Genomic DNA, 19,586 nt, shown 5'->3' on the forward strand with positions numbered 1-19,586 from the left:
TCCGCGGCACACCCGCCAAGGTTCAAACAGTCGCTGGCGTTGACGTCAGCGGAGGAGTAAACTCGGCCAACATCTCAGATGGCAGTCATGAGAGCGTACGTTTTCGACCATCCTCTCACCGGTCCCCGAACTGGCCATGCCGCCCAAGATCAAGGCCGAACAGGTGAAGGGCTTCAGCCTCTACACCCTGCGCGCGATCATGAGCGGGCGCGGCGATGAGGTGGTCGAGCTGGCGAAGGCGAATTTGTTTCGGTGAAGGGCGTGGGCGCCCTCACTGTTCGGTCAGGTTGTCGAAAAAATCGGCAACCGAACCGCTAAGCCGCTCCATGGTGCGAGCATGGTTTTCCTCGGGAGACTGATCTTCTTCCCAGGTGTCCATCGGATGATACCAAACACTGCCGTCGTTGCGCGCGACCGAAAAGTAATTGCCGCCCCCATCCATGCCGAACGCCAAGTTATCGGCAGGGATGAGGTGTTTCTGCTGCAACGAGGTGTTGACCCGTACGATGTCCTGTTGGGCGGGTTCGAGTCCGCCTTCCGGAATGGGGAAGAGATATTCCATGACGTAATCGTCCCCGGCATCGCTGAGAAACAGCGAGCGTTCCAGCATGCCGCCATTCTGGCCATGGTAGATTGCGAGGAGAGTATTTGGGATCGGGCCTATCACGCGTTCGGCATGCAGTACGTCGTGATCGGATAAAGAGGACGAGCCGAACATGGTATGGGACATCACTCTCCTACCAGAAGGGCAAGTGCCGCATCGGGATCGTCCAAGCCGGTGGTCGTCCGGATCATATCGCGAAGCGTGTTGCGGGTGGGGTCGTCGATTTCGAAATTGTCGTTGAACAGGTTGCCGCCGCGTTCGACGATGAAATAGCGCAGCCATGTAGCCAGAAGGTTGAAAAAGGCGGGAAGATTGGGGGCGATCAGGGCGTAGGTCCAGTTTCCCTGACCATGGCGGGCATAATGGATCGCGCCGTCCGTGCCGATACTGATCGGATTCGCCGTCCAGTCGGCGATTACATAGTGGCTCGCGTCCCAGCCTGTCGACGCTTCGCCGGTGGCGGCATCGTATCGATAGCCTGCCTGGCGCTCGGCCAGTTCTTCGAGAGAATAAAGGTAGAGTTCCTCCACGACCCAAGGAAGTTCGGCGCCGGCGAGATAGCCCGTCGCCTCAATTTCTTGAGCGAGGGCATCGCCGAATATGTCGCGGTTGACTGCCTGTCCGGGTGGGGCCAAGGCGATCGGTACGCCTGCTCCTGCTCCGGCGCGGACGAGGTCCTGAACTGCTTCAGGATAGGTCATTGGGGCATGCCAGACTAATGTGGAATACCTTTATGCTACCAAATTTTTATATATGATGCGACTTCCATTTGCTAGACATGTCGTCGAGAACTTCCCTTTTTGACAGCTTCCAACAATCATTCTTCTTTGCAAAACTGTACCGAAACATATCTCTGAAACCGGTCTGCGTTTGCACGTCGACCGTTGCTTTATTGTCGGATATGTCAACTTTATCGATTACGTCGTTCTTGGGATCATAATCGCAAGGATTATTGGTAGACGGTTTATTCAAACGCTCTTCCCGCCGTTTGGCGTCGTCCCAAACGTAGCGATCGAAGATCGGCTTCAACTCGCTTATTGCCTGATCCGTCACGGCGGCAGCATTATCCCTCATAAGGGGATAAAATTTGTCGTTCCACTCCTTCATTTCTGAAGAAAAATCACGATACATTGAAGAAACTTCTTCTTCTGTCATAAACTGCTTTCTAATTGGGAAATACGCCAGAAAATATAGGTGACCCTTTTGTATCAAGAATATTATACTCTACGGCTGTAGGTCTTGTGCCACCATTAGCGTATTGATAATTTTGTTCAAAATTCACTGGTTGGTTGGTTTTTTTGACGTAGTTGGCAATTCTTGATTCAAAATCCCTGAATTGACCACGATTATAATGGGGATCTTGCGGCCAGACATAATCCTTGCCGCCGCTGCCGCCCAAATTGCTACCGCGCGAATGTCCGGCATCATCCGTAGCTTGCCCAAGCGACCGCGCCCAGGCTCGGGAAGAGGCGTTCGTATTAGTACCGGTCCCGATATCCGATGGATGGATCGTTCCCTTTACACTGGTGATCTCGCCATTGGGCCCGCGCGTGATGACGTCGCGGGTGCTGGCGGTGCATCGCGCCAAGCCATCCGGGTCGATCCATCGCAACGGATCATGGACATAGGCATGGGTGCGCAGGCCGCCGTCCACCCCGATCGGGTCGGGCGAGAGATACTGGCCGGTGTCGGGGTCGTAATAGCGGTTGAGGTTATAGTGCAGCCCGCTTTCCGCATCCTCCCATTGCCCGGGAAAGCGGAGCGCGCAGGGAGAGGTTTCGTCCCCGCCCTCCGCATCGCCCGCGTCGCGGCGTTCGCGCAGCAGGGCGCGGGCGGTGCGGGTGCGGCCCCATAGCTGGGTCTCGGCGCGCCAGCGGCATTGGCCGTCCTCGTCGAACAGGGCGTGCGGCGCGCCGAGCTGGTCGGCGACGATGGGGAGCCATTCCGCGTCCGCGGTCAGCGGCTGCGCATCCGCGCCGGCGGGGACCAGTTCCTTGGCGAGCGGGCGCAGGCCGTCAGGTTCGAAATGCCAGCGTTCGATCGACAGGCGATCCTGCCCGTCGTCGCCATCCTCACGGTGCCATGCCTCAGCCAGCGAAATGCCCTGCCAGACATAATCGACCCGCCGCGTGCCCCGACCGCTGCCGAGCAGTTCCTTGCCGACCCGCCGCCCGAACGCGTCGTAGCTATAGCGCCAGCGGGCGCCATCGGGCGTCTCCAGTCCGACCAACCGGTCGAACCCGTCCCAGCGATAGCGCCAGCAGCGCGGGCGGAAGCCGTGTTCGGACAGGATGCGTTCGACCATCCGCCCGCGCGCATCGTAGCGGAAGCGGTTGGCCCCCGCCTCCACCACGCAGTCGCGCCAGTAGCGATGCTCGCCCGCCAGCCCCTCGGCCAGGTTCATCAGCGCGTCGTAGCGATAGGCTTCGCGCGCCCCGCCGCGCTCGACCGCCACTGCCTGATCGCGCAGGTCGTAGTGGAAGCGCGTCTCACCGGTGCCCGCCGCCGATCCCGCATCGGCGATGCCGGTCAGCCGTCCGGTGCGATCCCAGTCGTAGCGGCGCAGCACCGCGTCCGGTGCCTCGCGCGTGCCCGCAAAGACCGCGACACCCCCGGCGCGCTGTTCGGCGAGGCGTCCGGCCGGATCATAGGTCTGGGCCAGCTGGAACGCGGTGCGGGTGCCGAGTGCGGCGGCCTCGCGCAGCGTTTCCAGCCCGCTGGGGTCATGGGCGAAGCGCAGCGCGTGACCGTTGCTTTCGTAGCGGCGCAGCAGCCCGGCGTCGTCGAACTGCAGCGCGGTTTCGCCGCTGGGGCTGGTGCGGCCGATACAGCGCCCGGCTGCGTCATAGCGATAGGTGACGGCGACGCCGTTCTGCTCTTCGGCGATCAGACGGCCCTTGCCGTCATAGCGGAGCGTAACGTCGGCGATCCGGCGGGGCGTATCCTCCGCCAGTTGCCACGTCGTGGCGCCGGTCATCCGGTCGGCATCGTCATAGCGATAGGTGATCGCATCGGTCCCTGCGATCACCCGGACGATACGGTCGCGATCGTCCCATTCGAAATGCTGCTCGGTCGCATCCGGCATCCGCTTGGCCAGCACACGGCCCAGCACGTCGCGGGCGTAGCGGGTCTCGCGCCCGGCCCAGTCGAGCTGCGCCTCGAGCCGGCCGGCGGCATCGTAACGGAAACGCCATTCCTGCCCGGTGGCATCGGTGATCGCCGTCAGGCGGCCCGTACCGTCATAGGCGAAGCGGGTGGTGGCGCCCATCGGGTCGACCGTCTGGCGCAGCGTGTCGAACGCGCCGTGGACGAAGCGGGTCGCCTGTCCGTCGCCCCGGATGCGCGCGGCGAGCAGCCCTTCGCCGTCATAGGCGAAGCGGGTCTCGCCGCCATCGGGCGTGCGGGCGCGGCTGACCGCACCGCGCGGATTGTCGGGCGAGCGGTCGTAGGACCAGGCGCTGGTGCGTCCGGCCGGATCGGTAAGGTCGAGCAGCCGCCCCATCCGGTCCCAGCGAAACCAGCTGGTCCGGGCGCCACCGCCTGCCGATGGCGGATCGTGGCGGGCGATCGGGCGACCGGCCGCGTTATTGTCATAGGTCGTGGTGCCGGCACCGGCGACGCTTTCCTCGACCAGCGCGCCGCGTTCGTCATAGCGCGCAGTGACCTTGACCCCGTCGGCGCCGGTCCAGGCGATGATGTTGCCGGCATCGTCGCGGGTCCACTGCGCCGCGCCGTCCGGTCCCGCAAACGCCACCAGCGCGCCCCAGCGGTCGTAGCTCCACGCCACGCTGCGCCCCGCCCAGTCGGTCTGCGCGATCAGCCGGCCGTCGCCGTCATAGGCGAAGCGCGTTTCGCGGCCCGCGGGATCAATGCGGTATTGCAACCGCTCCAGTGCGTCCCATTCGCTGATCGTGCGCGCGCCGAGCGGGTCGACCTCCTCGACCACCAGATTGTTCGCGTCGTAGCGGAAGCTGGTGACTGCACCGGTCGCATCGACATAGCGCGACAGGCGCTGTTCGGGGAAATAGAGGAACCGGTCGTCGAACATGCCGTCGCCGGTGCGTGTGCCGGTAACGCGTCCGGCGGCGTCGTACAGGATCTCGACCCGGGTCGGGCCGCTGTCTTGCCATCCGTTCAGCCAGCCTTCGGGCGAATAGCGATAATGGAACTCGCCGGTGAACGCGCCCAGCACGTCGAGCAGATGCCCGCCCGCGTCATAGCGATAGCGGACCAGCGGATCGCGCTCTCCCTCGATCCACAGCGCGCTGAGCCAGCCCTGCGGCGTGGTATCGACGCGGAAGCTCGTGCCGTCGGGTGCGCGGACCGAGCGTAGATGCCCTGCGGCATCGCGGCCGAAATCGATGCGGTTGCCGTTCCGGTCCTCGATCCCCGCCAGCAACAGCATCGCGGGGTCGCGTGCCGGCGCGAACAGCAGGAATTGCTGGCTGCGGCTGTCATAGAGGCGCAGGCGATCACGTGTCCCGGTCAGCCGGTAATAGGGTGCTTTCAGATGGCGGGCATCGACATGGGCGTCGTCCCCGATTGCGAACAGCAGCCGCTGTCCGCCGGCATCCTCGAGCAGCGCGGTACCCGCCGTGGCGTCGAGCAGCAGCCGCTGCGACCAGCTGCAGATCCACCGCGGCCCCAGCAGCCCCTCGACCCGCATTTTTCCGGGATAGGTGCGCTCGAGGCGGAGCGGCAGGAGGCCGGGATATTCGAAGTCGGTCCGCGCATCGGCATAGTCGCCGGTGACCACGTCGACCGGTTCGCCGAACAGCCGGCGCAGCGGCCCGTCGAGCAGCCCGCCCTGCCGGACCGCCGAACGCATGCCGGCGACCTCCGCCACCGACAGCAGCAGCTGTTCGGTGACCGACAGCGCGGCATCGGGCGTGCCATAGCTGCCGGTGGTATTGTCGCCGAAGATCGTCTTGCACCCCTCCTGTATCACGGCGTCGCACGACAGCTTGTGGCCGATCCGCGCCATGGGCAGGCTGTTGATGAAGACGGTCGTGCTGCCCTCGATGATCGCCGAAGGGGGCGTGCCGGGATGCTTGGTACAGGCGGCGGTGTCGGTAACGCGCGCCGCCTTCTTGCCTTCGAAAAAGACGTTGGGCGAGCCGCTGGTGATCGGGCCGGACAGGGTGGCGGTCTTCGACCCTGCGCCGGCGATGGCAGTGGTGACGAAGCCGCCTGCGGCGCCGGCACCGAAGGCGACCGCCGCGCCGACCAGCGGTGCCGCCATGCCCGCGGTACCGATGATCGCCGCCGCGCTGACCGCCACCACCGCGCCGACGACGATGCCGGCCGCGATCCCGGCGAGCAGTCCGTTGAAGGTGTTGTCGTGCGCGATCTGGTGTTCGATATGCGCGGCCTGCGGCCCTGGCGAGGCGATACGCTGCGCGCCGAACTGCTGCGCGACCCAGAAGGCGCCTTCGTCCGCATGCACCGCCTCGGCCAGCCATGCCCCGGCCATCGCGCCCGCGATCGGTGCGGCGATGCGCCCGGCAAAGCATTTCAGCGCGGTCACGCCGCCCGAAGCCCCGGCGGAATAGGCGCCGGCCGCAACGATACCGGCCGAGGCGACATGGCCGGTGGTGGCGATGGCCGACACGGTGCCGGCGTTGCTCGACGCCGCCGTCCGATCGCGCAGGTCGCGCAGCTTCTCGTCGGCACTCGGCGTCGGCGTGGGGGTCGCGGGTCCCGTCACGCGGTCGCGTCCGTTATGCGGCGGCGAAGGTGAAGGAGGTGATCGCCGCGACCAGCGCGTCGCGGGTTTCGGCCTCCAGCCCCCCCGGGATCGATCCGGTGAAGGTCAGGACCGCATTGTCGCGGTGGAGCACCATGGCCATCACCTGATGGATCGGCTTGTCACCGCTGCGCCAGGTATGTTCGAGGAAATGCGCCTCATGCCCGTCGATCCGGCCGGCGGTGTCGGCGATCGCCTCAAACCCGGCCAGCTGCGCTTTGAAATTCTGCCGCTGCTGGATCACATAATCCTGGAACGTCATGCCGAGCGGCAGCTGGTCGCGGGCGATGACGAGGTTGGTGCCCTGAACCTTCGCGTCCCGGGGCAGCAGCACGTTGATGCTCTGATCCTGCCACGGCATCGGCGCGGCAAGCGATCCTTCGGCAATCCGATACGCCATGCGTGGTGTCTCTCCGCTGTCGATCGTTACGCGCAGTGGTAGCGGCTCGGACCGGCTGCGCCTACCCTTCTTGAAAACAACCGCCTAATTCGGGTCTGCCCGTTCGGACCGGACGGGCGCAGAGGGAGGTCACGGATGCGCGGAACGGAACGCCCGGTCGTGGGGCAGATCTTCTACGTCCCCCTGTACGAAGGGGGCTATGCGTTTGGCTATGTCAGCCTGATGGACAAGACGACGATCACCTTGTGCAGCTTCTTCGACATCATAACTGAAACCCCGGAACCACCCGCTAATCTGGCCGATCTGCCGCTGGTGCTCGAGGATCTGCCGGTCGGCGGGGCGGAGTTCATGCAGCGCAAGCGTTACCCCTAGCTTCGCTGGATCGCCATCGACCAGTATATGCCGGGGGAGGTGAAAGCGAAGCATACCCGCTTCATCATGCGCTCGCGCCCGGCCTTCCAGCTGGTCGATCTTGCCGACAAGAGCAGCAAGCGGGTCGCTACTGAGGGGGAGGTCGCACGCTATCCCGACCTGTCGGTGCCTTCCCCCCGTTCACCACCAAGCAGGTCGAAAAGGCGGTCCGTCACCTCGACATCGATGCGAAGCTGATCGGGGTCGATCGCGCCGCAGGGACGGTCCACTGACGCGCTATTCCGGTTGCCCGGCGATCAGCCGCGCCCGCAACTGCCGGTAATAGCGGGCGGAGGCGACATTGCCTGCGCGGCGGTGCGCTTCGGCGGCGGCAGCGGCGCCGGCAAAACTGTTCCTAAAGGCATGTTCGGACGTATCCGCCGCCTGGTCGATATAGGGCCGCTCGGGTTCGGGCGTCGTCGCCACCATGGTGAAGCCGCCCCCGTCCAGCACGACGATGCCATAGGTCGCCTGCCCGGCGCGTGCCCGTCCGGCGAAGACGCCCGGTCCCGACCGGTCGCGTACCCGCCCCGCACCGAGCCCATCGGCCAGCCCTGCGCGGCAGGCGCCGGCCCAGCCCCCCATCACCGGTCCGCCGTCCATGGCGATGCGGCACTTCACCCCCGTTACTGGCCCCGGTGCCGCCGCGGCGAGCGGGAGGGCGAGCAGGGCAGGAACGAGCAGTTTGCGGACCATATCGTCGCCTCGACATCTTGACCTGTCGGCATGTCGACACATAGAAGCGCCGACATGCCGACTATCGCCATCATCTCGCAAAAAGGGGGCGCGGGGAAGACGACGCTCGCGCTGCATCTGGCCGCGGCCGCACAGGCGGCGGGCCGGGTCGCGCTGGTCGTCGATACCGATCCGCAGGCGACCGCCAGCCAATGGGCGGCGTGGCGCCAGGAGGCTCCGCCCGAAGTGATCGACAGCCCCCCGCCCCGCCTCGCCGCCAAGATCGCTGCGGCAAAGGAACAGGGCGCGGAGGTGATCGTGATCGACACCCCGCCGCATGCCGACAGCGCGGCGCGCGCGGCGGTGGAGGCGGCGGACCTGGTGCTGATCCCGTGCCGGCCGAGTGCGTTCGACCTGTCGGCGATCCAGACAACGGCGAAGCTGGTGCAGCTGCTGCGCCGCCCGGCCTTCGTCGTGTTCACCGCCGGGCCGCCCAATGCACCGCGCATCTATCAGGAGGCGGGCGAGCTGGTCGAGGGGTTCGGCACGCCGCCCTGCCCCGTGCTGCTGCCCGATCGCGCCGCCTATCGCCATGCCAGTGCCGAGGGGCGCACCGTCATGGAGAGCGAACCCGCTGGCAAGGCCGCCGAGGAGGTTCGCGAACTCTACAAGTGGACGTGTCGACAGCTCGACATGCCTGCTCCCCGTTTCAAAAAGGTCGCATCATGAGCCGCAAGCCGTCCTTCGCCAATTTGCGCGACCGCACCCCTGCCCCCGCCCCCGTCGCGGCCAAGCCTGCCGCCGTGACCACCGATCCGGTCGAGACCAAGGGCCCCGCGAGCCGCCAGGGACGCAAGCAGATCGCCGGATTCTTTACCCCCGACATGTCGCTGGCGATGCACATGCTGGCCCGGCGGCAGGACCGCAGCCTGCAGGCGTTGATGGCGGAAGCGTTCAACGATGTCCTTCGCAAATATGGCGAGAGCCCGATCGGCGAATGAGCGATCGGCCGGTCGACGTGTAGACACGTCATGCGGCAAAGCGGCATTTTAGGGCGATAGGGCACCGCCCCTGCACTAAAAAGCTGCCATATATGATGGACAAGCAGGAACACAGATTGCAAGAAACCGGCATGGATTTTTCACGGGAACTCCTTGCCTACGCAATTATCGGCCTGGTCGTTCTGATTGGTGCGCCATCGCTGGCGGTTGTGTTGCACCGCCGCAAACGCCGCCGGTTGCGCCAGCGCGGGATCAAGCGCTACGGTCACTGACCCGACAGGTCGACGGTTCGACTTGTCGACATGTCGGATCGACGATCGCATCGAAATAGTCGTTGCCGCCTGCATCGGCCGCCATATCCACCAGCGTCATTCCAGCATCCGCGAGCAGCGCGCGATAGCCTGCCTCGCCCAGCGATACCGATAGCCGTCCGGTCAGCGTGTCGTGCCAGCGGCACGGGGTGCGCGGTGCGCTGAACAGCAGGCGACCGCCGGGACGCAGCACGGTGGCGATCCGCGCGATGGCGGTGCGTTGATCGGCCTCGGACAGCAGGAACAGCACTCCGATCGCGACTGCGCCGTCGAACGTCCGCGCGAAGAAGCCGCTGGTCTGGACCGGTTCGCAGGCGGCGGGCGCGTCGGGCAGCGTTCTGCGAAACGCTGCCAACAGCGTCGGCGACGGATCGATCCCCGACACGGCCAGGCCGGCGTCGGCAAGGATGCGCGCGACCGGCCATCCGGTGCCGCAGCCGATATCGACCACCGATCCGCCCGGCGGCAGTTGCGCTGCCCAGCGGCGGACGACGTCGCTGCCGATCTCGCTGCGCAGGGCCGCAAAGCGATCGGCGATGGCGTCCCAGCCTGAAGAGGGATCGGGCGGTGGCATGGGTGGGCTCCGGTTCGAGGCTTGGCGCATGGTGTCATGGTGGCGGGCGACGAGTCCATGCGCTCTGCTGGAAGCGCCGTGGTTGTGGTCGAGGCGTCGAATTGTCGACATGTATGATAATCGACAATCGAGGAATGGTGGTGTCGACAGATCGACTGGTCGATCGCCCATCGATCTTGGCGTCGAGGTGGCCTCCGCAAGAAGGATTGTTCGCGCGGAGGCGCGGAGGACGCGGAGGGGTATCGCGTGGGGTTATGTGGCCCTGTTTTTGCCATCGAAGAATATGCTGCTGGTGCCGCGAGCGTGATCTCTGCGTTCTTTGCGCCTTTGCGCGAACCATCCAGCTTCTGGCGCGCTCGTACGGGATGGGTCGTGGATACTGGCATGGAGAGATACCCGCCTTGGCAAAGACGACGTATGGCGATCACCCATACCGCTGAATGAAATATCCCCGACATGTCGACATGTCAGATCGTCGGTACGGTCATCCGTAATATAGTCTCCCCGCCGTCGAGCAGCACCAGATCGCCGGCATGGCCGCGTGCGATGCGACGGGCGAGGGTCAGGCCGATGCCGGAGCCGGTCGGCTTGGTCGTATGGAAGGGCCGGAATACGCGGGCGCGGTCTGCTGCCGCAATTCCCGCGCCGGTGTCTTGGACCGTGATCGTCAACCGGTCGGTGACGGCGATCGACAGCGCGACGCGCGGCGGGGCGGGGGCGGCGAGGGCAGCTTCGGCGCCGTTCTGCAGCAGCGCCCACAGTGCCTGCACCATCTGGTCGCGATCGATGGTGGCGACCCCCTGCGCCTCGACCGACAGCGCCACCTGCCCACCGAAGCGGACCGCGAACAGCCGGGCGAGATCGTCGGCCAGTTCCTCGAGCGCGACCGGGGCCACTACCGGATCGGGCAGGCGGGCCAGCTCGCGATAGGCGCGGGTGAAGCTTTCCAGCCCCTCGACCCGGCGGGCGAGGGTGGCGAGGATGTCGCCGAGCATCGCGTCGCCTTGAGCGGCGGCCAGCACTGCGCTGTCGGCCAGCGACACGATCGGCGACAGGCCGTTGAGCAGCTCGTGGCCGAGAATGTCGATCATCTCGTCCTGCGCGCGTTCCTGCGCGGCATGTTCCTCGGCCGCGATGTCGATCAGCGCGGCGAGCCGGGTGCCGTCGCCCAAGGTAACCGCATCGATCCGCCAGCGCCGCCCGGCGTGGCGCAGATGCGCCGCCGCCGGATCGGCGAGCGCGCCCGGCGGAGCGGGGATGCGGTCGTCGGCGACGAACAGCGCGCGGGCGGCGCGGTTGATCGCGTGGACGTCGGCGCCTTCGATCCGCAGCAGGGGGACCGGGACCTGATCGAGCAGCGCGGCGATCGGCCAGTGCTGTCGGGTGGGGCGTGACGGGGCAGGGGCGGGGGCACGTCGGGTCGCGATCCAGCAGCCCAGCGCCAGCGTCCAGACGACGATGCCGACGGTGCCCAGCAGCGTGCCCCACATGCCGGCCTGCCACGCCGCCACCAGCGCCGCGCCGCCGGCGGTGAGGGTGACGCCCGAGGCGAGCGCGGCAAGCGCGCGGCGGTGTCGGAGGGTCAGCATGAGCGCTGCATCCCGCAGCGTGCCCGTACCCCGGCGGAGGCCGGGGTCCAGATGGGAAGGCCTATCCGCATCTTACTGACGTCCTCCAACTGGACCCCGGCCTTCGCCGGGGTACGGGGAGGGGGTGAGGGAAGCCATCGCCACATTCCGCGTACCCCCGCGCAGGCGGGGGGCCAGGGTTGTCCGCGACCGTCGTTCCGTTGGGCTCTGGATCCCCGCCTGCGCGGGGGTACGGATTGGGGTGGGAAGGGCGGTCGCCTCTCCTCCACCATCACCCCGGTCCCGCCTTACGTCACCCCGGCGCAGTCTGGGGTCTTCCTGTGATGGGGCGGTGTTCCTGCCGTGGGAGACCCCAGCCTTCGCTGGGGTGACGGCTTTGGGGGAAAGGATGTCCGCAGAGGCAGGTTGCGGCATCGCTACAGGAACTCCCACTCTACAACCCATGGCGCGCCATCCGGCGGTAGAGTGCGCCACGGCTGAGGCCTAGCGCGGTCGCCGCATGCGACACATTGTGATGATGTTCGCGCAACGCCGCTTCGATCACCGCGCGTTCATTGCCTTCGAGGTCGAAGCGTACCGCCGGTTCGGCGACTGCCGCGACGGACGCAGGGGCGAGCAGCGCGGCGTCGATCGAGCCGCCATCGCCGAGCAGCACCGCGCGCTCCACCGCTGCCGCCAGTCCGCGCACCTCGTCGGCCCATGGTCCGGACAGGATGCGCACTTCCGCTGCGGCGGTGAAACCCGGGACCGGGCGGCCATGGCGCGCCGCCGCCACCCGCGCGAAATGGCGGGCGAGCAGCAGCGCGTCGCCCTCGCGGACCGCCAGCGGCGGCACCGCGACCTCGACCGTGGCGATGCGCCGGGCCAGCGCCGGGGCGATCGCGGCGGCGCTGTCGGCGATGGCGATGCAGCGGGTGTCGGGGCCGAGGCGGGCGAGCAGGCGCGCCTGCGCGACGTCGCTCAACCGGTCGGGATGGCGCAGCAGCAGCACCGGCGCGTGCACGTCGATCGCGGCCCATGCCATGTCGTCACGCAGGTCGATCGTCGGCAGCGGCTGTGCGGCGTGGGCTGACGCGGCGTGGAGCGCGGCGGCGGTCAGGCCGCGTCCCGACCCGCCGGGGCCGGTTACCACCACCCCGGCGCTGGTCGGGCCGATCCGGCGAACCAGCGCGCGCAACCGCTCGATCGCCGCACTGTCGCCCAGCAGCCGCGCCGGTTCGAGCGGGGCAGGGGTGGCGGCGGGCACGGTGGCGGGGAGGGCGCGCGGGGTGGCGGCCGACGCGATGCGCGCCAGCAGGTCGGCGTTGCGCCACGGTTTCATGATGAAGTCGCGCGCGCCCGCCCGCATGGCCTCCACCGCGATCCGCACGCCGCTATGCGCGGTGATGACCACGACGGCGGCCCCCGGCTCCTCGGTCAGGATGCGGCCGAGCAGCGCCAGCCCCTCCGCCCCGTCGGTGCGGCCCGGCGCATAGTTCATGTCGAGCAGGATCACGTCGTAGCGCTTGGCCGCCAAGCGCGAGAGCGCTTCCTCCGGACCGTTGGCGGCATCAATGCGGTGTCCGCTCAGGCGCACCGCCAGCGCGATCGATTCGGCGATGCTGGCATTGTCGTCGATCAACAGCACCGACAGTCCGCTTGACGCCGCGCCGGACTGTCCATTTCCGGACAGGGTGTCCATGTCCGGACGGTCACTTAGCGGGTGATCGGTGGAATATTGATCTAATTCAGACACTTAGGATTTTCCGCCGCGATCGGTGACACTGTGTCCATGATGACCGAAGCGACACATGGCGCAAGCACTCCTGAACCGACGGCCGGCGCGGCGATGGATCGCCGCATCGCCCGTCCGGCGCGGGCATGGTGGCGGCGGCGTGCGACGTGGATCGTCGTGGCGGTGATCGTCGCTGCGGTCGCGCTGTGGCGCTTCCTGCCCGCCGCCGGATCGACCGACATCGCCGCGAGCGCGATCGAGACCGGCGAGGTGACGCGCGGCGCGTTCGACGATTACCTGCCGGTGCGCGCAACCGTCGCACCGCGGCTGACGACGTTGGTCGGGGTGTTGTCGGGCGGGCAGGTCGAGCAACTGCTGGTGCAGGACGGGGCGATGGTCGCCGCCGGACAGCCGCTCGCGACGCTCGCCAATCCCGAACTGCGGTTGGAGGTGCTGACGCGCGAGGCGGCGATCGCCAGCCAGCTGGGCAGCATTGCGGGTGAGGGGCTCGGGATCGAGCGCAGCCGGCTCGACCGTTCGGCACAGGTGGCGCAGGCCGAATATGATCTCATCAAGGCGCGCCGCGACCTCGCCATCCGCCAGCAGCTGTTCGACAAGGGCATCGTGTCCGAGGCCGGGGTGGCGGGCTATCGCGCCGAGGCGGAGTATCAGACCCGCCGTCTCGCCCAGCTGCGCGCCGGCACCAGCACCGAGGCGCGGATCACCGCGACGCAGGGGCAGCGCCTGGCGGACACGCAGGCGCGGCTGTCGGGCAATCTCGCGGCGGTGCGCGGCGGGTTGTCGGCACTGACGGTGCGCGCGCCCGCCGCGGGGCGGCTGACCAACTTCACGCTGCAACCGGGCCAGACGCTGAAGGCGGGCGATCCGGCGGGGCAGGTCGATAGCGAGGGGTCGTGGAAGCTGGAGGCCGATGTCGACGAATATTATCTCGGCCGCGTCGCCGTCGGGCAGAAGGCCAAGGCCGACGGCACGACGCTGACCGTGTCGAAGGTGCTGCCGGCGGTGAAGGAAGGGCGGTTCCGCGTCGAACTGACGTTCGACACCACCCCGCCTAATCTCAATCGCGGCCAGACGCTCGACATCCGCATTACCCTTGGCGCCGCATCGAAGGCGGTGGTCGCGCCGGTCGGCGGATGGCTGGCGGCGGACAATGGCGCCTTCGCCTTCGTCCTCGACGCCGACGGTACCCATGCGACGCGCCGCCCGGTCAAGGTAGGCCGCCGCAATCCGGAAGCGGTCGAAATCCTGTCGGGCCTGAACCCCGGCGACCGCATCGTCACCACCAACACATCGTCCGTGAAGGGCGACATCCTGAACATCCGATAGGGGGGCATATGATCCGTCTCGAGAATATCCAGCGCCGCTATGTCTCCGACGAGGTGGAGACGACCGCGCTGCACGACATCGACCTGCACGTCGAAAGCGGCGAGTTCGTCGCGATCATGGGGCCGTCGGGCTGCGGCAAGTCGACCCTGCTCAACACGCTCGGCACGGTCGACCGCCCGACCGGGGGCAAATACCTGTTCGGCGACCGCGATCTGGCGGCGATGGGCGAAAGCGATCTGGCGAAGTTTCGCGGGAGTACGCTCGGCTTCGTGTTCCAGAGCTTCAACCTGATCGACGAGCTGACGATCGAGGAGAATGTGGCGCTGGGCCTCGCCTATCGCGGCGATGCCGGCGACCGGAAGGGCCGGGTGGCGGCGGCGATGGACAAGGTCGGCATCGCGCACCGCGCCCGCCATTTCCCGCACCAGCTGTCGGGCGGGCAGCAGCAGCGCGCCGCCATCGCCCGCGCGATCGTCGGCGATCCCAAACTGATCCTCGCCGACGAACCGACCGGCAACCTCGACACCGCCAATGGCGAGCAGGTGATGAACATCCTGATGGGGCTGAATGCCGAGGGGGCGACGATCGTGATGGTCACTCACTCGCCCGCGCATGCCGACATGGCGAAGCGGCGCATCGACATGCTGGATGGGCGGATCGTCGCCAACGCCATGCGGGCGATGTGATGCGCCGGCGTGCCCAACCCACGACGTACCCCCGCGCAGGCGGGGGTCCAGAGCCCCAAGGTCCGCCGGTTCCCGCCGCCCTGGATCCCCGCCTGCGCGGGAATACGGTTCGGGGCTGGGGCCTGCTCTTCTCCCGATTTCCCTCTCCTTCGGAGACACACCCATGAAACTCTTGCCGCTAGCCCTGCTCGCCACCTCCCTCCCGACCCCCGCCATGGCGCAGGAAGCACGCAGCTTCGTCGCCGCCGGGTTCGATCGCATCGCCGCGCGCGGGTGCGACAACATCGTCGTCACGCCGGGGGCGGGCTTTGCCGTCCGGGCGCAGGGGAGCGCGGGGTCGCTGGCGGCGATCACCGTCGCGGTGCGGGGGCAGGTGCTGACCATCGCCCGTGCGCCAGGCAGCTGCGACAGCCGCGCGCGCAAACCCGCCGCGACCATCGCCATCACCCTGCCCAAACTCCGTGCGATCGACGCCGGCGGCACCGGATCGATCCGCATCGCCGCGCTCGACGCCCCGGTGTTCGAGGCGCGGGTCGGCGGTACCGGCAGCCTGACGCTGGCCGGGCTGCGCGCGACCCAGGCGAAGATCGATCTGTCGGGCACCGCCACCGCGACGGTGCAGGCCGTCGCGGTCGCCAAGCTGTCGCTCAACCTGAGCGGCACCGGGCGCATCGTCGCCGCCGGGCGTGCCGACACGCTGGCGATCGACGCCAGCGGGACTGGACATGTCGACACCTCGACACTGGTGGCGGGCGCGCTGTCGGTGCAGGCGAGCGGCACCGGCGCGGTCCGGGCGCAGGTGAACGGCCCGGCGGCGATCGACGCCAGCGGGCTGGCGCGGGTGACCGTCACCGGCCGTCCGAACTGTTCGACGTCCAAGAGCGGCCTCGCCCGCGTCACCTGCGGCTGATCGGGGGCCCCATGAACCGCTTCACGCTCCTGTCGCTCTATCGCTCGCTGGTCCGCCACAAGCTCCATGCCGCGCTCAACATCGGCGGGCTGGCGGTCGGGATCGCGGTGTTCCTGATCCTCGGCCTCTATGTCCGGTTCGAGACGAGCTATGAGACGTGGCTGCCCGATCACGACAAGACCTATGTCGTGCAGACGGTGTGGACCATGCCGGACAGCCCGATCAACGGCGCCTTTGCCTATACGATGGGCGGGCTGCTCGACCAGATGCGCGAGGATTTTCCCGGCACGGTCGGCACGCGCATCAACGGTGGTGATCGGGCGGGCACGATCCTCGCCGACGGGCGCGCGACGCGGGTCGATGCGGCACAGGTCGATCCCAGCTTCTTCTCCGTGTTCCCGCTGCCGCTGGTCGCGGGCGACCATGCGACCGCGCTGGCGCAGCCGGGCAATGTCGCGATCGATCAAAAGACCGCGCGCGCCTTTTTCGGGACGCGCGACCCAATCGGCCAGACGCTGGTCGTGTCGATGGACAAGGTGCGGTCGTACCGGGTGAGCGCGGTGTTTCGCGACCTGCCGAAGAATACCGACTTCAAGCTGTCGGTGCTAATGCCGATCGCGCAGGAATCCAAGAGCGAGAACTGGTATCATTGGGGCAGCATGGCGCTGGCCACCTATCTGCGCTTCGACACGCCCGCCGCCGCGCGCGCGTTCGAGGACAAGCTGACCGCGTTCGTCGACCGGCGGGGCAAGGAACTGGACGATTCGGGCGATCGGCCGTCGAAGATCCAGCATCTGCAACTGCTGCCGCTGACCGACCTCCACCTCGAACCGCAGGGGTCGGACAGCGGTACTGCCAAGCTGACCGTCGTCACGCTGGGGCTGGTGGGCGTGCTGACGCTGCTGATCGCGGTGGTCAATTACGTGAACCTCGCCACCGCCCGGGCGGGCCTGCGCGCACGCGAGGTGGCGATGCGCAAGGTGCTGGGGGCGGACCGGGGCGTGCTGGTGCGGCAATTCCTGAGCGAAGCGGTGCTGACCGTCGCCATCGCCGCGCTGTTCGGGCTGATCCTCGCCGAACTGGGGCTGCCACTGGTCAATGCAGCGGGCGGATTGTCGCTGACCATATCGTACGGTATCGTCGTACCCGCGCTGGCGGTGCTGGCAGTGGTCGTCGGCGTGTTGGCGGGCGTGTATCCCGCGATCCTGCTGTCGCGCTTCCCCGCCGCCGCAGTGCTCGCCTCGGCCCGCTCGCCGGGTGGCGGACGCGCGGGGACGCGGGTGCGCGAGGCGCTGGTGATCGGCCAGTTCGGCCTCGCCATCGCCTTCATGATCGGCACCGCGGTGCTGGTCGCGCAGACCCGCCATGTCCGCTCGACCGACCTCGGCTTCCAGCGCCAGTCGCTGCTGGTGCTGACCTCGACCGTCGATCCGGCGGTGCCCACCGACCGCAAGCCGTCAATCCTGACCGCGATCCGCGCGCTGCCGCAGGTGCAGGACGCCACCATCGCCAACGCGGCGATCGGCGGCAGCGGGGAAGCGAACAATACCAACGTACCGTTGCCCGGCGTCGCCGGATCGGGTCCGTCGCTGACCTGGGTGCTGGTATCCCCGCGCTTCTTCGAGACGCATGGCGCGCGGCTGCTCGCCGGGCGGTGGTTCGACGATGCGCACCAGCTCGACGATTCGACCGACCGCAAGAGCGCCGACGGCATGAACATCGTCATCAACCGCCGCGCGCTGACCCCGTTGCGCTTCCGGACGGCGCAGGAAGCGATCGGCAAGACGGTCGGCGGCAGTCGCCCGCGTACCATCATCGGCGTGGTCGACGACCTGCGCTTCGACACGCCGCGCAACCCGGTGCCGCCGACCTATTATATCTATCAGCGCCGGCCCGAAACGATCGAAACCTCGGTCACGACGATCCGGGTCAGCGGCGACCCGCGTACCGCGCTGAAATCGCTGGCGGGGCTGTGGCAGCGGATGGTGCCGCAGGTGCCCTTCACCGCGCAGACCGCGGACGAACGGTTGGCGGACTTCTACGAAGCCGACGACCGCGCCACGCGGCTGTTCGGGATCGGGGCAGGCCTCGCCGTGCTGATCGGTTGCGTCGGGCTATGGGGTCTGGCGTCGTTCAACACCGCGCGGCGGACGCGCGAGATCGGCATCCGCAAGACGCTGGGCGCGTCGTCGTCGGACATCGTCAAGCTGCTGGTCGGGCAGTTCCTGCGCCCGGTGCTGCTCGCCAACCTCGTCGCATGGCCGCTGGCGTTCCTCGCCATGCGGACATGGCTGGCGGGGTTCGAGGATGCGGTGCCGCTGTCGCCGCTGTTCTTCGTGGGCGCGAGCGTGGTGGCGGTGGCGGTCGCGGTGCTGACCGTGCTGGGCCAGTCGCTGCGCGCAAGCCGCGCTGCACCGGCCTGGGCGCTGCGGCATGATTGACGGGGGCGGGCGTGGTCGATCGCCACGCCCGCCCCGCATCGGCAGCGCGATCATTGCGGTGCCAGTTGCCCTCGTCGCTGGCCGGCCTATCATCGGCAAAATGATCGAAGCAATCCTTGCCGCATGTGAGGCTCTGACAAGGGGCTGGAAGCGGCGGTCGTCCGCCCGGTCGGGCGCATGACGGTCGATCCCCGGGACAGGGCAGGCAAGGCATCGCCGCGGGGTGTCGTGGATCGACCTTGCAAACCCGAAAAGCGCATTCTCGATACGCTCGACATCGCCGAGGTCGGGGACATCGAGATCGAGTTCGAACGGCCCGTCAGCTATCCGCGGCCGGCTGCGTTGGACTGACGAAATGCAGTGAGTCCGCGACGGCCGTTTGCTGTCATTGCGCAGGGCGATTTGCAGACGGAGGTGAGGCTCAATGTATGCCGCTGCACAGCGGTTTTTCGCACCATTGAACGACGAGAATTTTTCGGTCGCCGGCCTTGTCGAGGTCCGGGACCACGATACGGATGGCAGGCGATTTCAAAGCACACCTTACGCAAGCTGCGCTTGCCATTTCCCAGGGCTAAACAGGTAGTTAGCGGAATTTCGGGCGCGCACCGCTCCGCACTCGTTTTGCAACCGCTTCGCACCGCTTTCAAAAAGGCCGGTTTTCCGCCATTTCTAACGGTGCGGACCGGTGCAGATTTCTGCGCCCCCTCCCTAGGCCCAATTACAAAGCGGCCTGGAATCGCTTATCGAGTTCTGGTCGCAGCGCTCACCAGCCTCTCTGCTAGAAGGTTGGTTTGAAACTATCGAAAGCCGCTCGGACCGTAAGGTTTGGGTCTGAACATTACGCCCGCCTTGAGAAGCTTGCCTCTGACCAAGGCAAGTCGATGGCTGAGGTCGTACGCGCCGCTATCGTCACCTTTCTTGACGGCCAGCCCAAGCTTTCTGCAGGCGAGCGACGCCACCTGCGCGTGACCGAATATATGCAGGTCGACCTCGACGCGATCATCCAGAAAAATCACCCGGAGTTGTGTGAGATGCTGGTTCTCGAAATTTTGACGTCCCCCCTGTTTTTTAGTCCATTTTGAGCGAGAGTTTTCCGGCCTTGAGAAGCCTTCGGGCAAGGAGCTGGAAATGAGAAAATCTAGGTACACGGACGAGCAGATTGCGTTCGCGCTGAAGC

General features: G+C 67.1%; 19 protein-coding genes. 10 read left to right on the forward strand and 9 right to left on the reverse strand.

Annotated elements, in window-relative coordinates:
- Positions 1-271: 271 nt before the first annotated feature.
- Genes MF610_RS18410 through MF610_RS18430 form a run of 5 tightly spaced genes read right to left on the reverse strand, consistent with a single transcriptional unit; the run spans position 272 to position 6,750 of the window.
- A complete protein-coding gene (locus MF610_RS18410) occupies positions 272-730 on the reverse strand; it encodes an SMI1/KNR4 family protein (RefSeq protein ID WP_242201765.1) in 459 nt (152 codons plus the stop codon).
- Entirely contained in the window at positions 730-1,305 is a 576-nt protein-coding gene (locus MF610_RS18415) for a hypothetical protein (protein WP_242201768.1), read from the reverse strand. Before MF610_RS18415 ends, MF610_RS18410 begins: the two co-directional genes overlap by 1 nt.
- 46 nt (positions 1,306-1,351) lie before the next feature.
- Positions 1,352-1,759, reverse strand: coding sequence for an NTF2 fold immunity protein (locus MF610_RS18420; RefSeq protein ID WP_242201771.1), 408 nt, complete (start codon positions 1,757-1,759; stop codon positions 1,352-1,354).
- A 10-nt stretch (positions 1,760-1,769) separates the two neighbouring features.
- Positions 1,770-6,311 carry an RHS repeat-associated core domain-containing protein gene (locus MF610_RS18425; RefSeq protein WP_242201774.1) on the reverse strand — a complete coding sequence of 1,514 codons (4,542 nt, stop codon included), beginning with the start codon at positions 6,309-6,311 and terminating at the stop codon, positions 1,770-1,772.
- Positions 6,312-6,324: 13 nt separating this feature from the next.
- Positions 6,325-6,750 (reverse strand): DUF1795 domain-containing protein, encoded by a 426-nt coding sequence (locus tag MF610_RS18430; RefSeq protein WP_242201776.1) that lies wholly within the window; start codon positions 6,748-6,750, stop codon positions 6,325-6,327.
- 135 nt (positions 6,751-6,885) lie between these two features.
- Here MF610_RS18430 and MF610_RS18435 point away from each other — a divergent pair, with 135 nt between their 5' ends.
- Positions 6,886-7,122 (forward strand): Imm26 family immunity protein, encoded by a 237-nt coding sequence (locus MF610_RS18435; protein WP_242201778.1) that lies wholly within the window; start codon positions 6,886-6,888, stop codon positions 7,120-7,122.
- Positions 7,123-7,398: 276 nt separating this feature from the next.
- Here the strand turns inward: MF610_RS18435 and MF610_RS18440 are convergent, their stop codons facing one another.
- Entirely contained in the window at positions 7,399-7,857 is a 459-nt protein-coding gene (locus MF610_RS18440) for a hypothetical protein (protein ID WP_242201780.1), read from the reverse strand.
- 54 nt (positions 7,858-7,911) lie between these two features.
- Between MF610_RS18440 and parA the strand changes: the two genes are divergently transcribed.
- From parA to MF610_RS18455, 3 genes are all read left to right on the forward strand, one after another.
- Positions 7,912-8,565, forward strand: a complete 654-nt coding sequence (parA, locus tag MF610_RS18445; protein WP_242201783.1) for a ParA family partition ATPase — start codon at positions 7,912-7,914, stop codon at positions 8,563-8,565.
- The gene (locus MF610_RS18450; RefSeq protein ID WP_242201785.1) at positions 8,562-8,837 is read left to right on the forward strand and encodes a ribbon-helix-helix domain-containing protein; all 276 of its coding nucleotides are present in this window, start codon (positions 8,562-8,564) and stop codon (positions 8,835-8,837) included. The genes parA and MF610_RS18450 overlap by 4 nt, the downstream gene beginning before the upstream one ends.
- Positions 8,838-8,929: 92 nt before the next feature.
- Positions 8,930-9,109 carry a hypothetical protein gene (locus tag MF610_RS18455; protein WP_242201787.1) on the forward strand — a complete coding sequence of 60 codons (180 nt, stop codon included), beginning with the start codon at positions 8,930-8,932 and terminating at the stop codon, positions 9,107-9,109.
- Here MF610_RS18455 and MF610_RS18460 read toward each other — a convergent pair.
- From MF610_RS18460 to MF610_RS18470, 3 genes are all read right to left on the reverse strand, one after another.
- Positions 9,090-9,722: a class I SAM-dependent methyltransferase gene (locus tag MF610_RS18460; protein ID WP_242201789.1), complete on the reverse strand. Its 633-nt coding sequence runs from the start codon at positions 9,720-9,722 to the stop codon at positions 9,090-9,092. The genes MF610_RS18455 and MF610_RS18460 overlap by 20 nt on opposite strands.
- 467 nt (positions 9,723-10,189) lie before the next feature.
- On the reverse strand, positions 10,190-11,311 hold the full coding sequence (locus tag MF610_RS18465; protein WP_242201792.1) for a sensor histidine kinase: 1,122 nt from the start codon (positions 11,309-11,311) through the stop codon (positions 10,190-10,192).
- 433 nt (positions 11,312-11,744) lie between these two features.
- A complete protein-coding gene (locus tag MF610_RS18470; RefSeq protein ID WP_242201794.1) occupies positions 11,745-12,992 on the reverse strand; it encodes a sigma-54-dependent transcriptional regulator in 1,248 nt (415 codons plus the stop codon).
- A 90-nt stretch (positions 12,993-13,082) separates the two neighbouring features.
- Between MF610_RS18470 and MF610_RS18475 the strand changes: the two genes are divergently transcribed.
- The 6 genes from MF610_RS18475 (at position 13,083) to MF610_RS18500 (ending at position 19,491) form a co-directional block, all read left to right on the forward strand.
- Complete coding sequence (locus MF610_RS18475) at positions 13,083-14,372, forward strand: efflux RND transporter periplasmic adaptor subunit (RefSeq protein ID WP_242201807.1); 1,290 nt, start codon at positions 13,083-13,085, stop codon at positions 14,370-14,372.
- A gap of 8 nt (positions 14,373-14,380) precedes the next feature.
- Entirely contained in the window at positions 14,381-15,058 is a 678-nt protein-coding gene (locus tag MF610_RS18480; protein WP_242201797.1) for an ABC transporter ATP-binding protein, read from the forward strand.
- A gap of 163 nt (positions 15,059-15,221) precedes the next feature.
- On the forward strand, positions 15,222-15,968 hold the full coding sequence (locus MF610_RS18485; protein WP_242201799.1) for a GIN domain-containing protein: 747 nt from the start codon (positions 15,222-15,224) through the stop codon (positions 15,966-15,968).
- An 11-nt stretch (positions 15,969-15,979) separates the two neighbouring features.
- Entirely contained in the window at positions 15,980-18,409 is a 2,430-nt protein-coding gene (locus MF610_RS18490) for an ABC transporter permease (protein ID WP_242201801.1), read from the forward strand.
- A 177-nt stretch (positions 18,410-18,586) separates the two neighbouring features.
- Positions 18,587-18,760, forward strand: a complete 174-nt coding sequence (locus MF610_RS18495; RefSeq protein ID WP_242201803.1) for a hypothetical protein — start codon at positions 18,587-18,589, stop codon at positions 18,758-18,760.
- A gap of 530 nt (positions 18,761-19,290) precedes the next feature.
- On the forward strand, positions 19,291-19,491 hold the full coding sequence (locus tag MF610_RS18500) for a hypothetical protein (RefSeq protein WP_242201805.1): 201 nt from the start codon (positions 19,291-19,293) through the stop codon (positions 19,489-19,491).
- Positions 19,492-19,586 lie beyond the last annotated feature (95 nt).

The sequence above is a fragment of the Sphingomonas hankookensis genome (assembly GCF_022664465.1).
Taxonomy (GTDB): Bacteria; Pseudomonadota; Alphaproteobacteria; order Sphingomonadales; family Sphingomonadaceae; genus Sphingomonas; species Sphingomonas hankookensis.